The 18,944-nt window shown below is 63.3% G+C and carries 15 protein-coding genes; 4 read left to right on the top strand and 11 right to left on the bottom strand.

The window, feature by feature from the left end; genetic code table 11:
- Positions 1–158 precede the first annotated feature (158 nt).
- The 3 genes from BLW25_RS07480 to lptF are packed head-to-tail and all read right to left on the bottom strand — an operon-like array spanning position 159 to position 4,568.
- The gene (locus BLW25_RS07480; RefSeq protein ID WP_092897805.1) at positions 159–2,324 is read right to left on the bottom strand and encodes an LPS-assembly protein LptD; all 2,166 of its coding nucleotides are present in this window, start codon (positions 2,322–2,324) and stop codon (positions 159–161) included.
- A 1-nt stretch (position 2,325) separates the two neighbouring features.
- Positions 2,326–3,423: an LPS export ABC transporter permease LptG gene (gene lptG / locus BLW25_RS07475; protein ID WP_092897803.1), complete on the bottom strand. Its 1,098-nt coding sequence runs from the start codon at positions 3,421–3,423 to the stop codon at positions 2,326–2,328.
- Positions 3,420–4,568: an LPS export ABC transporter permease LptF gene (lptF, locus tag BLW25_RS07470; RefSeq protein ID WP_092897801.1), complete on the bottom strand. Its 1,149-nt coding sequence runs from the start codon at positions 4,566–4,568 to the stop codon at positions 3,420–3,422. Before lptF ends, lptG begins: the two co-directional genes overlap by 4 nt.
- Before the next feature lie 214 nt (positions 4,569–4,782).
- Between lptF and BLW25_RS07465 the strand changes: the two genes are divergently transcribed.
- Together BLW25_RS07465 and BLW25_RS07460 are read left to right on the top strand one after the other, a co-directional pair.
- Positions 4,783–6,252, top strand: a complete 1,470-nt coding sequence (locus BLW25_RS07465) for a leucyl aminopeptidase (protein ID WP_092901700.1) — start codon at positions 4,783–4,785, stop codon at positions 6,250–6,252.
- 7 nt (positions 6,253–6,259) lie between these two features.
- Entirely contained in the window at positions 6,260–6,730 is a 471-nt protein-coding gene (locus tag BLW25_RS07460) for a DNA polymerase III subunit chi (protein ID WP_092897799.1), read from the top strand.
- Positions 6,731–6,782: 52 nt separating this feature from the next.
- Here the strand turns inward: BLW25_RS07460 and BLW25_RS07455 are convergent, their stop codons facing one another.
- The 8 genes from BLW25_RS07455 to BLW25_RS07420 all read right to left on the bottom strand — a co-directional run bounded on the left by BLW25_RS07455 (position 6,783) and on the right by BLW25_RS07420 (position 15,588).
- Positions 6,783–7,358 carry a retropepsin-like aspartic protease family protein gene (locus tag BLW25_RS07455; RefSeq protein WP_092897797.1) on the bottom strand — a complete coding sequence of 192 codons (576 nt, stop codon included), beginning with the start codon at positions 7,356–7,358 and terminating at the stop codon, positions 6,783–6,785.
- 53 nt (positions 7,359–7,411) lie between these two features.
- Entirely contained in the window at positions 7,412–8,032 is a 621-nt protein-coding gene (locus tag BLW25_RS07450; protein WP_092897795.1) for a MarC family protein, read from the bottom strand.
- A gap of 118 nt (positions 8,033–8,150) precedes the next feature.
- Positions 8,151–8,750, bottom strand: a complete 600-nt coding sequence (locus tag BLW25_RS07445) for a nitroreductase family protein (protein WP_092897793.1) — start codon at positions 8,748–8,750, stop codon at positions 8,151–8,153.
- Between the two features lie 127 nt (positions 8,751–8,877).
- On the bottom strand, positions 8,878–10,725 hold the full coding sequence (locus BLW25_RS07440; protein ID WP_092897791.1) for an ABC-F family ATP-binding cassette domain-containing protein: 1,848 nt from the start codon (positions 10,723–10,725) through the stop codon (positions 8,878–8,880).
- Positions 10,726–10,927: 202 nt separating this feature from the next.
- Positions 10,928–11,488, bottom strand: coding sequence for an acetolactate synthase small subunit (ilvN, locus tag BLW25_RS07435; protein WP_092901697.1), 561 nt, complete (start codon positions 11,486–11,488; stop codon positions 10,928–10,930).
- 64 nt (positions 11,489–11,552) lie between these two features.
- The gene (locus BLW25_RS07430; RefSeq protein WP_092897789.1) at positions 11,553–13,301 is read right to left on the bottom strand and encodes an acetolactate synthase 3 large subunit; all 1,749 of its coding nucleotides are present in this window, start codon (positions 13,299–13,301) and stop codon (positions 11,553–11,555) included.
- 531 nt (positions 13,302–13,832) lie between these two features.
- On the bottom strand, positions 13,833–14,693 hold the full coding sequence (locus tag BLW25_RS07425; protein WP_092897787.1) for an arginyltransferase: 861 nt from the start codon (positions 14,691–14,693) through the stop codon (positions 13,833–13,835).
- A 361-nt stretch (positions 14,694–15,054) separates the two neighbouring features.
- Positions 15,055–15,588 carry a DUF2852 domain-containing protein gene (locus BLW25_RS07420; protein ID WP_253188273.1) on the bottom strand — a complete coding sequence of 178 codons (534 nt, stop codon included), beginning with the start codon at positions 15,586–15,588 and terminating at the stop codon, positions 15,055–15,057.
- Positions 15,589–15,859: 271 nt separating this feature from the next.
- Here BLW25_RS07420 and BLW25_RS07415 point away from each other — a divergent pair, with 271 nt between their 5' ends.
- Both BLW25_RS07415 and BLW25_RS07410 read left to right on the top strand, forming a co-directional pair.
- Positions 15,860–18,658 (top strand): [protein-PII] uridylyltransferase family protein, encoded by a 2,799-nt coding sequence (locus BLW25_RS07415; protein ID WP_092901688.1) that lies wholly within the window; start codon positions 15,860–15,862, stop codon positions 18,656–18,658.
- A gap of 19 nt (positions 18,659–18,677) precedes the next feature.
- A complete protein-coding gene (locus tag BLW25_RS07410; RefSeq protein WP_092901691.1) occupies positions 18,678–18,944 on the top strand; it encodes a hypothetical protein in 267 nt (88 codons plus the stop codon).

Below are 18,944 nucleotides of genomic sequence, written 5' to 3'. Positions count from 1 at the left end.
TCTTGTCAGCTCTTAATCTCTGGCAAACCTGTGACTGACAGGGCCAATCGGGGCCCGCCGCCGCAGCTTTCCTCTTATCCCTGCCTGCCACTCCCGAAGCCGGGGCGCAAGCCCTGCCTGCCTGACCCGCCCTGGTCGGGCGGCGCCTTGCGCGGCGATCAGTAGCAGCGTCGCGACGGGCCAGCCTTCTGGCCGCTGCCAAAGCCGATCAGATCGACAGAAAGGCCGAAGGACGTGGTGGGGGTTACACTATCTGACGAGGTGAAACGCCGCGAGAGGGAAACATCCACCACAACGCATTCATTGCGGAACTCCAGCCCCAGGCCCGCAATGGTGCCGCGGCTCTGGTTGAAATCATAGCGCCCTTCGGCCTTGGCCGCGAGGGCAGGGTTCACCCGCCAGACCGCATCAAAGGTCAGCTCGCGCGTCGGGTCGGGGCGGTTTTCCTCGATATCCGCGACCGCCCAGAGTGCGGAAGATGACAGGGTCACTGTCTCATTCGCGGCGCTCAGCCTCAGCTCGGCCTTGCTGAGTTCAAGATCATTGTCAAAAACCGTGCGCCCGGTGGCAGAGAGACCATTGGGGAGACCGACGGTCGCCGCCAGCAGCCAGTCGGAATTCAGCCCGCCCAGGCCCGATCCGGGGCTGAAGCTGTCGCTGTCATTGCGCCGGAACACCTTGCCCAGCGTGAAACCTGCATTCCAGCCCGCCGGATCATAGCGCGTCCAGGTCAGCCCGACATTGGCGCGGCTGGATTGTTCAATCGCATCCGCCCCGGGAAAGCGGTCAAGCGCATAGATATTGCCCTCGTCAAACTCGACCAGCACCGAATCCTCATTGGGCAGGCCAGAGCGGTCACGGGTCGCGCCGATCAGCTGGATCACCGGCTCGATCACATGGGTCGCGCCTGAGGCGGTCGCCTTGACCAGCGGCCAGCGCAGCTCCAGCCCGGCCGCCGCATGGGCACGGGTATAGCGGCCGGCAAAAACCGCATCCTGGCGCAGGCGATAGGCGTCAATCTGGCTTTCGCCGAGAATCGTCGCCACGAGGCCCTGATCCGAGACAAAGCTGCGGCGCCAGTCGAACCGCGCAGAAAGCCGGCTCACGTCACGGCCATCGGCGATCCCGTCGGCTTTCGCCGGATCACTGCTGTCAAACGGGTTCGACGAGGTGCGGTAATGCGAATGCCATTGCAGCCGGAACCCCCCGAGGCCCCCGATCGGACCCAGCGAGAACCGCCGGTGGAAGGTCAGATCGGTCGCAAGCGCGGGGAGGGTGTCATTGTCCTCGTCATCCCGAAGCGACTGGAAGCTGACCATCCTTGCCGAGAAAAACCCATTCCGGCGTACCCGGCTGATCTCGGCCCGGCTGTCGAGCCGGTCGGTATCGGAATAGCCGTAATCCAGCAGATAGGCATTGTCCGATGTGGCCTGGATATCGAAGGTCAGCCGGAAATCTTCGGGCAGCTGAAAGCCGCCCCGGGCACGGACCCAGCCGCGCGTCGCGTCTTCGGTCAGCTTGTCCTTCGTCACGGAGCCTTCAAGCTGGATCGCGCCGGTCCGGAAGGCCTGACGATAGCGCAGTTCCAGAGTCTGACTGTCGCGGGTGGTGACATAGGGTGTGAGCGTGACATCGCGGCTTTCCCCAAGCGCGATGAAATAGGGCAGTTTCAGCCCCGAGCCGAGGCTCGATGTCGTGCGCAGCCGGGGCGCCAGAAAGCCGGTCGCCCGTTCGCGGGTGGAATCGGGCAGGCGCAGACGCGGGATATAGGCCACCGGCATTCCGGCGACGCGGAATTGCGCGTTTTCAAAGAAGATCATCCGCTCTTCTGCGTCATGGATCACGCGTTTCGCCCGGATCTCCCACAAAGGCGTCGGATGGCTGGCGCAGACCTTGCAGCTTGAGGCGACCACATTCGACATTGCCGAATAGCGCCCGCCGATCCGCGCGATATTGCCCGCCGCCAGTTGCAGCTGCCGGTCCAGAACGACACGGGCGCTCTGCAGGATCCCCTCATTCATATCGGCGGAAAGTTCGGCCTGCGAGGCGAGGATCAGTACGCTGCCATCGGCATCGGTCAGGCTCAGCGGCCCTTCGATCAAAAGCCTGTCGGTCGATTTGTCATAGATGACCCGCGTGGCCGAAAGCCGGTAGCCGCCTTGCAGCACCTCGACCTTGCCCGAAGCGACGAGTCGGTTGTTACCCTCGATTTCCAGCCGGTCAGAGATCAGAGTGGCGCGGTCATCGGGTGCCTGCGCCAGAAGCGGTGCGGTGGAGCATAAAAGCGAGACGGCCAGCGATGCGACGAGGCGGCGTATCCGCATATCAGCCGTCCTCCAGATGCAACAAAAGACCAAGCGCCAGCATCACCGCTGCAAGCGGCGGGCTCCACGCGGCCAGTGATACCGGAATCTGGCCACTGTCGCCAAGGGCCTGCGCGAAATTCCTGAGGAAGAAGAGCGCGAATCCGGCAAGGATGGCGTAAAGCACACGGATGCCGGTTTTGCCGGCGCGGGTGTGGCGCATGGTGAAGCCTGCGGCAACCAGTACCATCGCGGTCAGCAAAAGCGGCTGGGCCAGCTCCATCTGGAACCACAGACGGTAGGCGCGGGCGGAAAAACCGGCTTGCTCCAGGTCTTTGATGTAATTCGGCAATTGCCAGACCGGCACGGCCGAAGGCGTGCCGAAACTGTCGCGGATCCGTTCGGGCGTCAGGTCCGTGGGCAGGCGGGTGCCATCGGGCCAGGATTTGACCGACAGTTCGGGATTGTCGGCGTTCAGGTTCCAGACCCTGGCGCCGGAGAGGATCCAGGCGCCCTTGACCAGTTTCGCACTGGTGGTCTCGATCCGGGTGACTGGCAATCCCTGTTCGCCAAAGGTCAGGAAGGTCACGCGGGTCAGTTCGGTTCCGTCGAAATTGGCGCGTCCGGCCTGGATCACCGTCTGGCCATAGCTGCCACCCTGGCGCAGCCAGAGCCCGGCATCTGACACCGACAGGACCGAACTGCCATCCGCCGCATAGCGGGCCGAAAGGTCATCATAGGCGCGCGAGGTCGCCGCCACCATCGGGTTCAGCACCGCGACCGCCATCAGCCCGATCAGCGTCGCCACCACCACCGGCGTCGCAAGAAAGCGCAGCCCCGAACGCCCGGCCGCCCGCACCACCACCAGCTCGGAAGAGCGCGCCAGCGACAGGAACATCGCGATTGACCCCATCACGAAGATCAAAGGCAGGATGCGGTACAGGGTTTCGGGCACATTCAGGATCGAGAGGTGGAACGCATCGCCAAGACCTGCGCCCTTGCCCGAGAATTTGCGCAGCTGCTCGATCATGTCGATCAGCATCAGGATGCCGAAAAATACCAGAAACACCTGGCCCACGGTCATCGCAAAACGGCGCGCGATATAGAGGGAAAGCGTCATGCAACGCTTCCGGTCTGGGGGCCGGCTTCGGCCTGTGCCGCGCGGATGCAGCGCGGGCGCCCGGCATACCACAGCATCACCGTGGCCAGAACGATGCCCAGGATCGGCGCCGCATAGACCAGTGGCCAGCGGATTTCCGACCGCAATGCCGCGCCCGAACCGGCGGTATTGACCAGTTGCAGCAGGATGATCAGCAGTACCGCCAGCCCGATCTGGCGCCACAGCCCAAAGCGCGAATAGCCCCCGAGCATCAGCGCAGCAAAGCCGAGCAGCGGCGCCGCGACCCCAAGCAGCGAAGTCGCGATCCGGCCATGGCCTTCCTCCAGCAGCTTTGCCCGGCTCTCGCCGGTCTCGGCCTGCAGGTCTGGGCCGGCCATCAGAAGATCGGGCGTCGATACTTCACGCAGGCTGCGCAGGCGGGTCGCCTTGGCGCCGACGATCCCGGCCATATCAAGGGTGAAATCGGAGAATCGCGTCACCGAAAGCCGCGCGCTTCCGTCCTGGGCCAGGTTTTGCGCCATCCCGTCCAGCATCACGAGGCGTGGCCCTTCTTCGCCGCGCACGATCAGTGCCTGGCGGGCAGTATAGGTGACGCGCTCCCTCGGGTTGCGGTCATCGGCAAGGAAAATGTCATTCAGCTCGCCCAACTGGCTGATTTCGCGAATGTAAAGTGTGACCCCGGCGGCGGGATGCATGAAACGCCCCTCATTGAGGAAACGCGCGGTGACGTTTTCCGAGATCTCGGCCGAGCGGGCGGTCAGCCGGGCCTGGCTTCTGGGGACGAGAAAATTCGTCAGGGCCATCTGCATCGCGAAAACACAGATCCCGAAGAACAGTACCGGCCGCGCAAGGCGAAAGGCCGAAAAGCCGGTCGCCTGCATCACCACCAGCTCTGAATCCTGCATCAGCCGGTTCACCGCATAAAGACAGGCGGCAAAGGCCGAGACCGGCAGCACCAGGCGGATCACATTCGGCAGGGTCAGAAGCGAGAATTCGACAAAGACCAGCGCGGTCTGACCGTCACCGATCAGCTGGTCAAAAAGCCCCACTGCGCGATTGACCCAATAGACCGCCACCAGCACAAGGCTGAAGAAGCCGAACAGGGCCAGAAGCTGGGAAAGCAGATAGCGGTCGAATTTCGACAAGTGGGATACCGGAAGTCGCAATCTGCGGGCACGCGGGCCGGCAGGGGGAGTGGCTGTTTCGGCGCCGACCCTAGCTGATATCTCGGTCAGGGAAAACTCATATCTGGTCAAGCGCCGTCCGGGGGGCTAGCTTTGGGCGAAAGTGCGGAAATACCGGTCGCCGGCCCTTGATTTTCGTGCTGAAATCATCTTCTTTCGCAGGGAAATCAACATCATGTCGCATCCTGTTCAGATCCGTTTTGAAGATTCCGATAAGGGGGATCTGACGGATCTTACCGGACGGATCGCCCTTTTCGCCGATGCCGCAGGCGCCTTGTCGCCCATGGCGCGCAAGCTGGACCGCGCGGCAAAAGGCGCGCTGACCCGCGCGGTCGGGTCAGAGGCTTTCGGCAAGCTCAAACCTGGCGAAGCGCTGGAACTGGCCTTTCCCGCCGGGCTCGCAGCGGATGCGGTGCAAATCCTGCGCCTGCCAAAGCGCACCGATGCGGAAGCCGCGCGCAAAGCCGGCGCCAGCATTGGGGCCGCGCATCGCGACAAGGCGCTGACGGTTCTGGCCGAGACCCATCCGCGCGCGGCAGAAATCGCCTTCGGCCTCGCGCTGCGGGCCTATGAATTCGAGATCTACCGCTCGGGCGAGAAAAAGGACTTTGGGCCGGTTTCTTTCTGTGTCGCAAAACCCGAAGAGGTCGCGGCCGAGGCCGCCCCCTTTGCCGCGCTGGCAGAAGGGGTGTTCTTCACCCGCGATCTGATCAATGAGCCTGCGAATGTGCTGAACACCTATGAATTCGCCGCCCGGCTGGCTGCGATGGGGGAACTGGGCCTTGAGGTCGAGATCCTTGAGGAAGAAGAGCTGGAAAAGCTGGGGATGCGGGCGCTGCTGGGGGTTGGTCAGGGATCGGAAAGCCCGTCCAAGGTCGTGGTCATGCAATGGAAGGGCGGCGCAAAAGACGAGCCGCCACTGGCGCTTGTGGGCAAGGGCGTCTGTTTCGACACCGGTGGCATCAGCCTGAAACCGGCGGTCGGTATGGAAGACATGGTGATGGATATGGGCGGCGCCGCCACCGTGGCCGGGGTGATGCGGACGCTTGCGCTGCGCAAAGCAAAGACCAATGTGGTCGGGCTGGTGGGTCTTGTCGAGAACATGCCTGACGGCAAGGCACAAAGGCCCGGCGATGTCGTGCGCTCTATGAAGGGCGACACGATCGAGGTGATCAATACCGATGCCGAGGGCCGGCTCGTCCTGGCGGATGTGCTCTGGTACACGCAGGAGCGGTTTGCGCCGCGCGGGATGATTGATCTGGCGACCCTGACGGGCGCAGTGATCGTGGCGCTTGGCGACGATAATGCCGGGGTGTTTTCCAATGATGACACGCTGTGCAACGCCTTCCTGAAAGCAGCTGCGGGCGAGAATGAGGGCGCATGGCGGCTGCCTCTGGGTGCGGTCTATGACCGGATGCTGAAAAGCCGGGTCGCCGATATGCGCAATTCCTGCGGGCGCGATGCCGGCTCGATCACCGCCGCGCAGTTCCTGCAGCGCTTTGTGAAACCCGATACGCCCTGGATCCATCTGGACATCGCCGGCACCGCCTGGGCGAAATCGGGAACCGAGTTCAGCCCGAAAGGCGCGACCGGCTGGGGCGTCAGGGCGCTGAACCGGCTGATCCAGGACCGGTTCGAGGGCTGATCCGCCCATGGGCGCGGTAAAATTCTACCATCTGACGGCGCGCAGTCTTGCCGAGGCTGCGCGCCCGCTCCTGACCCAGGCTCTGGGTCAGGGCTGGAATGTGATGCTGCGCGGCCCGGATCCTGCGCTTCTGGAGCGGCTGGATATGCAGCTCTGGCTGGAGCCGAGAGAGGGGTTTCTGCCGCATGGGCTTGCGGGGGGTGATCATGATGCCCTCCAGCCGGTGTTGCTGGGCACGGGGGCTGCAGTCAATGGCGCGAAGGCTGTGATGCTTCTGGCGGGATCACCGGTCGATCCGGGCGAGGCGGCATTGATGGAGCGGGTCTGGCTTTTGTTCGAGGGCGCCGATGAGCGGCAGATGCAGGCGGCACGGGCCGAATGGAAAGCGGTGGTCGCGGCCGGGCTGGTGGCGGAATACTGGTCGGACGCTTCGGGGCGGTGGGAGATGAAGTCCTCGACCGGCGGTGCTGCTGGCTGACGGTGCGCGCCCGCTGCGGGAGTATTTATGCCAGGTGGAAGCTGGCAGCGCGTCAGCGCGTCAGGATCATGCGATCGCCTTCGATGCGGATCGAGAAGCGGCGCAGGTAATCCATGCCAAGGAGCGAGCCGTCCATTTCCCCCTCATTCACCCAGGCGTCCATGGAGCGGTCAGTGAAGGGGCCGAAATCGATTTCATCAAGCGTGACGCGGGCGGTTCGCACGATGCCATTGGCGGTAGAGGCCTCACCGAAATAACGCAGCTCATCAGGGTGGAAGCCCAGCCGTTCCGCATCGCGGCGCGAGATCACCATATTGGTGGCGCCGGTATCCACCATGAAGAAGACCTCGGTGCCGTTGATGTCGAGGGCGGCGTAGAAATGGCCGTCAGCGGCGCGGCGCAACACCATCTCGCCGGCCTCGCTCGCCATCTGGCGCGGGCGGTTCTCGCCCTGGATATCCTTCCAGAGCCCATAGCCTGCGGCAAGGCCCACGAAGATCAGCCCCCAGGCGGCGAAGGTGCACAGCGCCGTACCGAAGCGACCGCGATATTCGACCAGGATCCAGCTCCCAAGCGCCGCCACCAGCAGGCTGAGATAGATGACGCGCGGCCAGAGCTCTGAATCCATTTGGGTCTCCTTTGGGCCGACTATGGCGTAAAGGCGGGCGGGCTGGAAGGGCGTCAGCCGGTGATCAACCCGGTCTGGCGCACCCCATCGATCACGAACTGGACAGAAAGCGCGGCGAGCAGCATGCCCAGAAGCCGGGTGATCACCACGGTGCCGGTGCGGCCAAGCAGACGCTCCAGCAGCGGCGAGGCGAGGAAGAAGAGGAAGGTCACCAGCATGATCGCCGCGAGGAGGAGGAGGACGGCGAGTTTGGCGCTCCAGGCCTCGCCCGCCTGGCCCATCAGGAGGATCATGGTGGCGATGGCACCGGGGCCGGCGATCAGCGGTGTCGCGAGCGGGAAAACCGAGGGGTCATGATCGGGATCGGCCTGCTGGCCTTCGCGGCGCTGTGTGCGGCGCTCGAACAGCATGTCGAGGGCGGTCAGAAACAAAAGGATGCCACCGGCAATGCGGAAAGCCGGCATCGAAATGCCGATGAAGTTCAGGATCACCTCGCCGAAGAGACCGAAGATCAGCAAAAGGGCGGCAGCGATCAGGCAGGCGCGGCGCGCCATGGCGCGGCGATGGCCTGGGTCCATGCCCTGCGTCAGGGCAATGAACAGCGGAACGAGGCCCGGCGGGTCGATCACCACGAAAAGCGTGGCAAAGGCAGTGATCAGAAAGGCGCTGTCCATGGCTGACTGTCGGGGGGGAAACCCGTTCCCGTCAACCGGCTTTCACAGCTCCGGGCGGCAGAAATGCAAAAGGGGAAGGCGTTTGGCCTTCCCCTTTTGTGGTAAGGTCCGGCCCGGATTACTTGCCGAGGGTAACGAAGCGATGGGCGTCTTCGATGAAGGCCTTGTCGAGGAAGGGCGCTTCATTCGAGCCGAACGGCATCTGCGCCTGGAGTTTCCAGCTGGCGGGGAGGTTGAACGCGGCGGTCAGGGCCGCATCGGCGATCGGCGAATAATGTTGCAGGCTGGCACCGATGCCTTCTTCGGCAAGCGCGGTCCAGACGGCAAGCTGCGCCATGCCGGCGGAATGCAGCGAAAAGCCCGGGAAAGCATCGGCATAGAGCGGGAAGTTTTCCTGCAGGCCCTTGATCGTGTCCTGGTCTTCATAGAACAGAACAGTGCCGACGCCGGCTGCGAAGGATTTCAGCTTGGCCTCGGTCGAAGCGAAAGCCTCGGCCGGAACGATCTTGCGCAGTTCGGCATCGATCAGCGACCAGACTTTCTCGCTGTCGGCGCCGAAGAGGATCACGGCGCGCGAGCTTTGCGAGTTGAAGGACGAGGGGGCCTGGCGGATCGCCTCTTTGATCAGCGCTTCGATCTGATCTTTCGACAGGGTGACGTTGCGGCCAAGTGCATATTGGGTGCGGCGCTTGGTCAGGGCTTCGATGGTCTTCGACATTTTCAGGTGCCTATCTGGATGCCGCGTTGCGGCGTTTGCGTTGACACCTATCAACTATCGCACCAGAAGAATTTCAAGACGGCTTGAATGTGCAGAGATGAACAGTTCGGGTTCATCTCTGCGGCCATTATGGATTGGCTTTCTCCAGCGCCTCCTGGGCGTTGATCCAGAGAGATTCGGCGCGGTCCAACGCCTCCATCACCTCGGCATATTTCCGGTTCCAGACCCCCAGATCGCCCTTGCGGTCATCCTCGTACAGCGCCGGATCCGCAAGTTTCACCGCCAGCTTCGAGCGCATATCCTCGATCTTGGCGACGCGTTCCTCGCATTTCCGGAGCTCGGCCTTGAGCGCGGTCATTTCCTCGCGGCTGGCCTTTTTCACCACAGGCGCGGCTTTCGCGGGTTTCAGAGCCTCATCCGGGGTCAGAAGCAGACGGCGGTAATCTTCGAGATCGCCATTATAGGGCTCGACCGCGCCGCCTTTCACCAGCCAGAGCCGGTCGGCCACAAGCGACAGCAGATGCATGTCATGGCTGACAAGGATGACCGCGCCGGAATATTCGGTCAGCGCCTCCACGAGCGCCTCGCGGCTTTCGATATCGAGGTGGTTCGTCGGTTCGTCGAGGATCAGCATATGCGGCGCGTCGATGGTCGCAAGCAGCAGCGAGAGCCGTGCTTTCTGCCCGCCCGAAAGCCGCCCCACGGCCGTTTCCGCCTGATCTGCACCAAGGCCGAAGCCTGCAAGCCGCGCGCGCAGTTTCGCCTGATGCTCTGAGGGACGCAGGCGCTGGATATGCTGCAACGGCGTTTCGTCGATATAGAGCTCATCGACCTGGTGCTGCGCGAAATAGCCGATGCGCAGTTTTGAGGACCGGGTGACGCTGCCGCCCGACTCCTTCAGCTTGCCGGCAAGCAGCTTCGACAGCGTCGATTTGCCCTCGCCATTGCGGCCCAGAAGCGCGATCCGGTCATCCTGGTCGATCCGGAGCGAGAGTTTTTTCAGAACCGGCGGCCCGTCATACCCCACGCTCGCGCCATCCAGCGTCAGGATCGGCGGCGAGAGCTCTTCCGGTGCAGGAAAGGTGAAAACCACCCGCGCCGCATCTTCCGGCGCGGTGATCGAGGTCATTTTCTCAAGCATCTTCACGCGGCTCTGAGCCTGCGTCGCTTTCGAGGCCTTTGCCTTGAAACGGTCAACAAAGCTTTGCAGATGGGCGCGGCGGGCCTCCTGCTTTTTGGCTTCGGCGGCCTGGAGCGCGCGGCGCTCGGCCATCTGGCGGGCGAATTGATCATAACCGCCCTGCCAATAGGTGAGCTTTTTGGCGTCGAGATGCAGGATGCCCTGCACCGCGCGGTTCAGCAAGCCGCGATCATGGCTGATGATGATAACGGTATGGGGGTATTTCTGAAGGTAAGCCTCCAGCCAGAGCGCGCCTTCAAGGTCGAGATAGTTGGTCGGCTCGTCCAGCAGCAAAAGATCGGGCTGCGCGAAAAGAACCCCGGCCAGCGCGACCCGCATCCGCCAGCCGCCGGAAAAAGCGGAACAGGGCATGAGCTGCTGATCCGCGTCAAAGCCAAGACCTTTCAGGATCGAAGAGGCGCGGCCCTCTGCCGACCAGGCGTCGATGTCACTCAGACGCGACTGGATCTCTGCAATCCGGGCCGGGTCGGTCGCGGTCTCGGATTCCAGGATCAGGCTCGCGCGCTCGGTATCGGCGGCGAGAACCGTATCGAGAAGCGAGGTCTCGGACGAGGGCACCTCCTGCGCGACGCCTCCGATCTTTGCACGGCTGGGCAGCGAGATATCGCCGCCCTCCAGCGCGAGCTGACCCCGGATCAGCCGGAAAAGCGTGGTCTTGCCGGCGCCGTTGCGCCCGACAAGGCCGACCTTGTGGCCGGTGGGAATGGTGGCCGAGGCCCCTTCGAACAGGGGGCGGCCTTCGACGGAATAGGTGATGTCAGAGATGCGCAACATGGCGCCCGCCTTGCCAGCGCCCGCGTCTCAGGTCAACCGGGATCAGCCAGAGATCAGCAGGGAAGCCGCGCTTTTGGCCCAAAGCCGCGGCGCGGCTCCGGTCCGGAAGGCGCGGGAGGGGGCAGGCCTGCTGATGCAGGCCTGCGGTCGGCATGGGGGCAGGCGGCGCCGCGCCGGCCCGATCGCACGGTCAAGGCCCTGGTCACAAGCCGCGCGACAGGGCCGCGACACCGGTACGGGCGATTTCTGTCAGGCCAAGCGGGCGCATCAGATCTGCAAAAGCATCGATCTTGTCCGGGGTGCCTGTCAGCTCGAAGATGAAGCTTTCGAGGCTGGTATCGACCACTTTGGCGCGGAAAATCTCCGCCAGCCGCAGGGCCTCGATCCGCTGATCGCCTTTGCCGACCACCTTGAACAGCGCGAGTTCGCGCTGCACGCTCGGCCCTTCGGCGGTCAGGTCATGCACGGCATGCACCGGCACCATGCGCGAGAGCTGTGCCTCGATCTGGTCGATCACGGCCGGTGTCCCGCGCGTCACAACAGTGATCCGCGAGCGATGCCCGGTATGGTCGACCTCGGCCACGGTAAGGCTGTCGATATTATATCCCCGGCCCGAAAACAGCCCGATGACGCGCGCCAGCACGCCCGGCTCATTCTCGACAATCACCGCCAGCGTATGGCTCGCCTCTACCTCGCTGTGATGATCGCGAAGGTCATAGGCGGAATGGCTCGTCGAGCCCTTTTTGATCTTAAGCGCAGACATCTGCTGCCCTTTCATCTGTCTCTAAATATCCCGGGGGTCCGGGGGCAGGGCCCCCGGCACGGCATCACACCAAAACAGCGCCCGATTTGAACGCATCCGCATCGGCCGAAAGCAGCATCTCATTATGCGGCCTGCCCGAGGGAATCATCGGGAAGCAATTCTCATGCTTTTCGACGCGGCAATCAAAGATCACCGGCCCGTCATAACGGATCATCTCCATGATCGCGTCATCGAGATCCTTCGGATCGTCGACCCGCAACCCTTTGCAGCCGAAGGCTTCTGCCAGTTTCACGAAATCGGGCAGGCTTTCCGACCAGGAATGCGAATAGCGCTCGCCATGCAGCAGCTCCTGCCACTGGCGCACCATGCCAAGCCGCTCATTGTTCAGGATGAACTGCTTGACCGGGGCGCGGAACTGCATCGCCGTCCCCATCTCCTGCATATTCATCAGCCAGGAGGCCTCACCCGCGACGTTGATCACCAGCGCGTCGGGATGCGCGACCTGCACACCTATGCTGGCGGGAATGCCATAGCCCATGGTCCCGAGGCCGCCAGAGGTCATCCAGCGGTTCGGCTCGTCAAAGCCGAGGAACTGCGCCGCCCACATCTGATGCTGACCGACTTCGGTGGTGATATAGCGGTCCATGCCTTTGGTCAGCGCTTCGAGCCGTTCCAGCGCATATTGCGGTTTGATCGTGCTCGAAGACGGCGTGTAGGAAAGGCAATTGACCGCCCGCCATTCATTAAGCTGCTTCCACCATTTCGCGAGGCCCTCTTTATTGACCTTGCGCCCGCGCGCCTTCCAGATCTTCAGCGCATCTTCCAGGATATGGCCGACATCGCCCAGGATCGGCACATCGACCCGGATCACCTTATTGATGGATGACGGATCAATATCGATATGCACTTTCTTCGATTTCGGCGAGAAATCGGCGACGCGACCGGTGATGCGGTCATCGAAACGCGCACCGACATTGATCATCAGATCGCAGCCATGCATCGCCAGATTGGCCTCATAAAGACCATGCATCCCCAGCATCCCGAGCCAGGCCTTGCCGCTGGCCGGATAGGCGCCAAGCCCCATCAGCGTCGAGGTGATCGGGAAGCCGGTCGCCTCGACAAATTCACACAGCAGCTGGCTCGCGCCCTTTCCGGAATTGATCACGCCGCCACCGGTATAGAACAAAGGCCGCTCGGCGGTTTCCATGAGTTCCACCATCCGGGTGATGGCGTCGATATCGCCCTTCACCCGCGGCTGGTAATGCGAGACCTTTGCTTTCTCCGGCGCGGTATAGGGGCCGGTCGCGAATTGCACATCCTTGGGGATATCCACCAGCACCGGGCCCGGACGGCCCGATTTCGCGACATGGAAAGCCTGGTGGATCGTGTCCGAGAGCTTCTCAGTCTCTTTCACCAGCCAGTTCATCTTGGTGCAGGGACGGGTGATGCCGACGGTATCAGCCTCCTGGAACCCATCGGTTCCGATCATGAAGGTCGGCACCTGGCCCGACAGGACGAGGATCGGGATTGAATCCATCAGCGCATCGGTCAGCCCGGTCACGGCATTGGTCGCTCCCGGCCCCGAGGTCACCAGCGCCACGCCCACCTTGCCGGTGGACCGCGCATAGCCTTCGGCCATATGGACCGCGCCCTGTTCGTGACGGACAAGGATATGGCGGATGTCGTTTTGCTGGAAAATCTCGTCATAGATCGGCAGGACTGCACCGCCGGGATAGCCAAATACCACCTCGACGCCCTGATCCTTCAGAGCCTGCACCACCATCTTCGCGCCGGTCATCACCTTTGCCGTCATCGCTGCACCGTCATCCTCTCGCCGGCTCCTGCCGGCCGTTCCAAAACAAAAAGCCCCCGAGGGTTAATCCGGGGGCGCATGGGAGACCATTATGGCAACCGTTACCGGCCCATGCGCCTGTCCCTTACTACGACAATAATCCTGCCCATACGCATCTCCTCAGCGCAGCGGCCTGTGAAAGCCCGCGCGACTGACGGGAACCTAAGGCAAGCTGTTAAGGGGCGTCAACCGTAAATCTGCACTGAATATGTCTCGGTTGGTGTGAAAATCGCAATATTATTTCGGCCGCTTGTCGCGGCGGGCAATTTTCGTGTTTTGCTGCCCCGAATCTTTGGCGGTTCACGCTTATGACAGAGAACAGAGTGCACCGCTCTGCAGTTTCGCGCGGCAGTTTTATCCTCCAGGCTGAAAGCTCATTCGCAACAGGTAGTCGCAACAGGGCACAGAAGCGGACGGGTGACCGCCGGTTTCCTCATGGCACTGATACGCCCGGCTGATGCAGGTGCGATCAGGCGAAGGCGCGAGGTCTGTTCAGGCACCACGCGCCTCCGGCAGACTGATCTTTGCGACCTGTTCGGCGATCGGATCAACCGAGAGCGGGTGAAGCTCGGCCTGGTGATCAGCGGGCGAGCCCAGATCGGTCCATTGCCCGCCCTTGAAAATCTCCAGCGCGTCAAAGCTGGCCTTATACCCCATCTTGCGGCTGCCAGGCACCCAATAGCCAAGATAGACATAGGGCAACCCGGCCTCGCGCGCGATCTCGACATGATCAAGGATGATATAGCTGCCGAGCGAGCGCGCGTTCATCGCGGGGTCGTAAAAGGAATAGACCATCGAAAGCCCGTCATCGAACACATCAGTCAGACAGACGGCCGCGAGACGGCTGTCGCGGTCCGAGCCATAGCGATCCGACCTGCCAGGATCCGCGCGGTCTGCGGGGTGGGTGTATTCGATCACCCGCGACCGGATCGGGGTTTCCTCGATCATGGCGGCGAATTCGAAAATATCCATATCGGCCATCCCCCCATCGGCGTGACGGGTGTCGAGATAGCGGCGGAACAGCTGGAACTGGTCTTCCGTCGCCCAGGGGCTGGTTGCGTTGCGGGTCAGATCCTCGTTCTTTTTCAGAACCCGCTTCTGGGTGCGCGAGGGTCTGAAATCGGCAACCCGGATCCGTGCCGAGAGACAGGCTGAACATTCCGCGCAGGACGGGCGGTAAAGCACATTCTGGCTGCGCCGGAAGCCCTGTTTCGACAGCGCGTCATTCAGCCTTTGCGCATGTTCGCCCTGCAAGGCCGTGAACAGTTTGCGCTCCATCCGCCCGTCGAGATAGGGGCATGGCTGCGGAGCGGTCACATAGAATTGTGGGGCGATGGGAAGGGTATGGCGCATCTGGCTGTCGTGGGCGTTACGGGTCTCTGTCGGTTGGCTTGTCTCAGTCAGGGTATGGGAAGGGCGCCCGTTTGGGGAATCTTATGCAGGACGCAGGCAATTTTGCTGGCAGGCCTGGCGGGTCGGGAAAGAAACCCGAACGCGCCAGCGGTGGTCAGGCGAGACCCTAGCAAGGGCAATCCCATCCGACAACAGCACATATTCGGCAAAACGGCGCCCCGGCCACTGGCCGGAGCGCTCATGTTTTCCTGCATGTCATGCGGTGGAAACCCTTCGCCGGGCACCAATCAGCAGCCACCGTTCAGCGGGTACGGCTCACCGGCTGCGGCTTTGCTAAGGGCGGCTTTGGTAGCACGGGGCCTCAGTATTCGCCACGTCGCGGCGCTTCGCCGGTTTCCGGCCCGGGTTTTGGCGCGGTTTCAGCGGCGGCTTCAGATCGGGCTGCGGCGGCCTCCGAGACGCCCCGGGCGCGTTCTTCCATGAAATGGTCGAATTCCTGCTTGTCGCGGGCATCGCGCAGGCGTTGCAGGAAGGATTCAAATGCGCCCTGTTCATCTTCCAGGCGGCGCAGGGTCTCATCGCGGTAAGAGTCGAAGGCCGTATTGCCGGTGGCGCGGAACGGCGCGTGACGGTCAAAGCCCCGGCGGCCAAAGCCATTGCGGGCGCTGCGGTCATGTCTGCGGTTGCTGCAGGCGAATCCGAACATCTGTTTTCCCCAGATCATCCAGGCCAGAATTGCGAGGCCAAGCGGAAAGAAAATCACGAACCCCGCCACCATGGCGACAATCCAGGCCCATTTGCCACGGGCATCAAGCCAGGCCTCAACCTGGCAAAGCCGGTCGGTAATCCCGCGAAAGGCCATCATGCCAGTGCGGGAACCAGCTGCGCTGTTCATCTCAAGATCACTCCCTGTTCAGATGTAAATGTCGTTCACATGGATAATTTGCGACCGGCTTCCGGTTCTTTCAAGGGGGATGTGAATGATATTTACATGGCCGGAGCCGCGCAGCCCGGCGGTTCAGCGGCTTTTCGCCTGGGCCAGTCGGGACAGTGCGGGCAGCCCCGGGCGGGGCCTGATGGCCGGAAAGGTGGAATTCTTTGTCAAAGCCGCGCCGCCCGTAATCAGGGGAATTGACCCCCCCGTCACCGCGCCGCATTTTGCGCCCATGTCAGATCACGCCTTTGCCGCCCGCATCACCCGACAGCCCATCGCCTTTGATCCCGCAGCCGGGGCCGGGGCCATGGCTGAATTTGCCGATCTCGGGCCTCTGGTCGCGGGGCTGATCGGGGGCATAGCGGGCTGCTCGCCCTATCTCGGCGGCCTGCTGGAACGCGAGGCCGTCTGGATCCGTCAGGCGCTCGCGGGCGCACCGGAACATGCGCTTGCCTCACTTCTGGCCGAGCCGCGAGAGGCCGGGCTTGATACTCTGGGCGCGGCGCTGCGCCAGGCCAAGCGTCGTGCGGCGCTCCTGACGGCGCTCTGTGATCTGGGCGGCGTCTGGCAGCTGAATGAGGTGACGGGTGCGCTGACCGCCCTTGCCGATCTCGCCGTCGATCTCAGTGTCAAATGGCTGGTGGCCGAGGAAATCCGGCGGGGGAAACTGCCGGGCGCTGGCCCGCAGGATGCGGAAACCGCCGGTGGCATGACCGTGCTTGCCATGGGCAAAATGGGCGCCGGTGAGCTGAACTACTCCTCGGATATCGACCTCATCTGCCTTTTCGACCAGGAGCGCTATGGCGAGGACCAGGCCGAGGCCCGCGCCAGTTTTATCCGCGTGACCAAGAAGATGACGGCGATCCTCTCGGATGTGACCTCCGAAGGCTATGTTTTCCGCACAGATCTGCGGCTTAGGCCCGATGCTTCGGTGATGCCGGTCTGCCTCTCGATGGGGGCGGCGTATAATTACTATGAGGCCGAAGGCCGAACCTGGGAACGTGCCGCCTATATCAAGGCGCGGCCCTGTGGCGGCGATCTGGAGGCCGGGCGGCGCTTTTTGCAGTCGCTGACGCCCTTTGTCTGGCGCAAACATCTCGACTATGCCGCGATCCAGGACGCACATGACATGCGGCTGAGGATCCGCGAACATCGCGGGCTGAACGGGCCGCTGACGGTCGAAAACCACAATATCAAGCTCGGCCTTGGCGGCATCCGCGAGATCGAGTTTTTCACCCAGACCCGCCAGCTGATCGCGGGGGGGCGTGACCCGGATCTGCGCGATCCCACCACCGAAGGCGGTCTTGCCGCGCTGGCGGAAAAGGGCTGGATCCCGGGCGCTGTGGCCACCGAACTGACCACGCTTTACCGCGCGCATCGCGAGTTGGAGCACCGGCTGCAGATGGTCGGCGATGCGCAGACCCAGACCATGCCGCCAACTGCCGCGGGCGTCGCGCGGATCGCGGCCTTCATGGGCGAAGGCGAGGACCAGTTCCGCGAGGGGCTGATCACGCGTCTGCAGCGCACCGATGATCTGACCGAGGGCTTCTTTGCCCCCGACGAGCCGGTGGAAGAGGGGCCACAGCTTTCCGATCACGCCCGCTCGATCGTCGAAGGCTGGCAGCATTATCCGTGTCTGCGCTCGGATCGCGCCCAGACCATTTTCCGCCGCCTTCGTCCGCAATTCCTGAAATCGCTGACCGCAGCCGCCAATCCGGATGAGGCGCTGGTCGCGCTGGACGGGTTTCTGGCGGGCCTGCCCTCGGGCGTGCAGATCTTCTCGCTCTTCGAGGCCAATCCGCAGCTGGTGGATCTGATCATCGACATTGCCGGCACTGCGCCGGAGCTAGCCCGGTATCTTTCACGCAATGCTGCGGTCCTTGATGCGGTGATCGGGGGGGCATTCTTCGAACCCTGGCCCGGCGCGCGCGGCCTGACTGCGGCGCTGTCGCAACGGCTTGGGGACCTCGCCGATTACGAACGTCAGCTCGACGAGGCGCGGCGCTGGATGAAGGAATGGCATTTCCGCGTCGGCGTCCATCATCTGCGCGGGCTGATCGACAGTTTCGAGGCCGGTAAGCAATATTCCGACCTCGCCGAGGCAGTGGTGGCCGCGCTCTGGCCCCGGGTCGTGGCCGAATTCGCGACCAAGCATGGTGAGCCGCCGGGCCGGGGGGCGGTGCTGCTGGGCATGGGGAGCCTCGGGGCAGGGCGGCTCAATGCCTGTTCAGACCTTGACCTGATCCTGATCTATGATGCCTTTGGTGAAGGGGGCGAGGCCGAGCAATCCGAAGGACGCCGCCCGCTGCCGGTGCGCACCTATTATGCGCGGCTGACCCAGGCGATGGTGACGGCGCTGTCGGCCCAGACCGCGGGGGGCAGGCTTTACGAGGTCGATGTGCGGCTGCGCCCCTCGGGCCGCCAGGGGCCGGTTGCGACCGCGCTGACGAGCTGGCGCGACTATCAGATGACCGAGGCCTGGACCTGGGAACATCTCGCGCTCACGCGGGCGCGGGTGCTGGCCGGCGATCCGACGCTGGCCGTCGCGGTTGAAGAGGCCCGTCGCGAAGTGATCGCGCTGAAAGGCGCGGGGGGGGGCGTGGTCGCCGATGTCGCCTCGATGCGGGCGCGGCTGCAGGAGGCCAAGCCCGCGCGCGGCGAGTGGGAGACCAAGAACGGGCCCGGCCGGCTGATGGATATCGAGCTTGTCGCCGAAATGGCGGCGCTGATCACCGCGAACCCGGCCCGAAGCATTGAACGCCAGCTTGCCGGCGCCAAACAGGTGCTGGAGAAGTCCGATCAGGAGAGCCTGGCAAAGGCATGGCGTTTCCTCTGGTCGCTCCATTGCGCGGCGCGGCTCCTGAGCGAAGGGCCACTTGATCCGGCCATGATCGGCGAAGGCGGGCGCGCGTTTTTGCTGCGCGAGACCGGGGAAAGCGACATGGAGACGCTTCTGGCACAGCTTCGGTCGGTGGTGGTGCTTGCAGACGGGGTCTGCGCGCGGCAATTTGCGGCAAAACAGAACGGGTAAGGCGATGGGGAGGCTGGCAGTGCGGCTGGAAGAGGCAGATCCGAAAGGGCTGGTGCGGGAAAGCTACCGGATCGAAGGGATTTCGCCGGGCGAATGCCGGTCGATCTTCATGGACTGGGCGCTGAGTGTCGCGGATAATCGCAAGATCCCCGATGCGCTGCGCACGCTGATCGCGGAATACAGCGTCGGCGCGCCGGATCATCCTATGAACGACGTTCTGGCCGCCGGGCTGATGCCCGCCGCAGAGCCAAAGCGCCGCGGCGGTCGTCTTGGAAGGTCAGTCTGA

The organism is Rhodobacter sp. 24-YEA-8 (assembly GCF_900105075.1).
GTDB lineage: Bacteria > Pseudomonadota > Alphaproteobacteria > Rhodobacterales > Rhodobacteraceae > Pseudogemmobacter.
Note: the sequence above shows the minus strand (reverse complement) of the source record. Positions and strands in the feature narration are given on the sequence as shown.

Bases quoted from the DNA above. Each gene is read 5' to 3' on its own strand.
- BLW25_RS07460 (WP_092897799.1), top strand. From the start codon at position 6,260: ATGGGCGCGGTAAAATTCTACCATCTGACGGCGCGCAGTCTTGCCGAG.
- BLW25_RS07430 (WP_092897789.1), bottom strand. From the start codon at position 13,301: ATGACGGCAAAGGTGATGACCGGCGCGAAGATGGTGGTGCAGGCTCTG.
- BLW25_RS07450 (WP_092897795.1), bottom strand. From the start codon at position 8,032: ATGGACAGCGCCTTTCTGATCACTGCCTTTGCCACGCTTTTCGTGGTG.
- BLW25_RS07425 (WP_092897787.1), bottom strand. From the start codon at position 14,693: ATGCGCCATACCCTTCCCATCGCCCCACAATTCTATGTGACCGCTCCG.
- BLW25_RS07480 (WP_092897805.1), bottom strand. From the start codon at position 2,324: ATGCGGATACGCCGCCTCGTCGCATCGCTGGCCGTCTCGCTTTTATGC.
- BLW25_RS07420 (WP_253188273.1), bottom strand. From the start codon at position 15,588: ATGAACAGCGCAGCTGGTTCCCGCACTGGCATGATGGCCTTTCGCGGG.
- BLW25_RS07440 (WP_092897791.1), bottom strand. From the start codon at position 10,725: ATGTTGCGCATCTCTGACATCACCTATTCCGTCGAAGGCCGCCCCCTG.
- BLW25_RS07415 (WP_092901688.1), top strand. From the start codon at position 15,860: ATGTCAGATCACGCCTTTGCCGCCCGCATCACCCGACAGCCCATCGCC.
- lptG (WP_092897803.1), bottom strand. From the start codon at position 3,423: ATGACGCTTTCCCTCTATATCGCGCGCCGTTTTGCGATGACCGTGGGC.
- BLW25_RS07455 (WP_092897797.1), bottom strand. From the start codon at position 7,358: ATGGATTCAGAGCTCTGGCCGCGCGTCATCTATCTCAGCCTGCTGGTG.
- BLW25_RS07465 (WP_092901700.1), top strand. From the start codon at position 4,783: ATGTCGCATCCTGTTCAGATCCGTTTTGAAGATTCCGATAAGGGGGAT.
- ilvN (WP_092901697.1), bottom strand. From the start codon at position 11,488: ATGTCTGCGCTTAAGATCAAAAAGGGCTCGACGAGCCATTCCGCCTAT.
- BLW25_RS07445 (WP_092897793.1), bottom strand. From the start codon at position 8,750: ATGTCGAAGACCATCGAAGCCCTGACCAAGCGCCGCACCCAATATGCA.